The 464-nt window shown below is 69.8% G+C and carries 1 protein-coding gene; it reads right to left on the bottom strand.

Features of this window, described 5'->3' with window-relative positions; translation table 11 throughout:
- Window positions 1-464: ketoacyl-synthetase C-terminal extension domain-containing protein (locus ACLQ22_RS31925; RefSeq protein ID WP_425695589.1), on the bottom strand; the 464-nt coding region annotated here is incomplete at both ends.

The raw sequence follows: 464 nt of genomic DNA, 5'->3' as shown, positions 1-464 counted from the left end.
CCGGCCAGCCGCTGCGCCTGCGCCCGCAACGCCACCTCGGTCTTAGCCGACAGCAGCCACGGCACCACCCCGCCCGGTAGTACCGGCGGCTCCTGGCCCGAGCCCGCCGGTGTGTCCTGCGGCGGTTCGAACGGTTCGGGCTCCTGCAGGATCTCGAGCGGTTCGGCCTCTTCGAGGATGAGGTGGGCGTTGGTGCCGCTGACTCCGAATGAGGACACTCCGGCGCGTCGTGGTCGGCCGTTGCCCGGCCATGGTATGGCCTCGGTCAGCAGTCGCACCGATCCGGCCGACCAGTCCACGTGTGATGAGGGGGCGTCCACGTGCAGCGTTCTGGGCATCAGCCCGTGCCGCATCGCCAGGACCATTTTGATGATCCCGGCGACTCCTGCGGCTGCCTGGGTGTGGCCGATGTTCGACTTCACCGATCCCAACCGCAGCGGCTGGTCTGCGGGCCGGTCCTGGCC

Source organism: Micromonospora sp. DT178 (assembly GCF_049841695.1).
Classification (GTDB): domain Bacteria; phylum Actinomycetota; class Actinomycetes; order Mycobacteriales; family Micromonosporaceae; genus Micromonospora.
The sequence above is the reverse complement of the archived record's forward strand: the minus strand, read 5'-3'. Positions and strand labels throughout refer to the sequence as shown.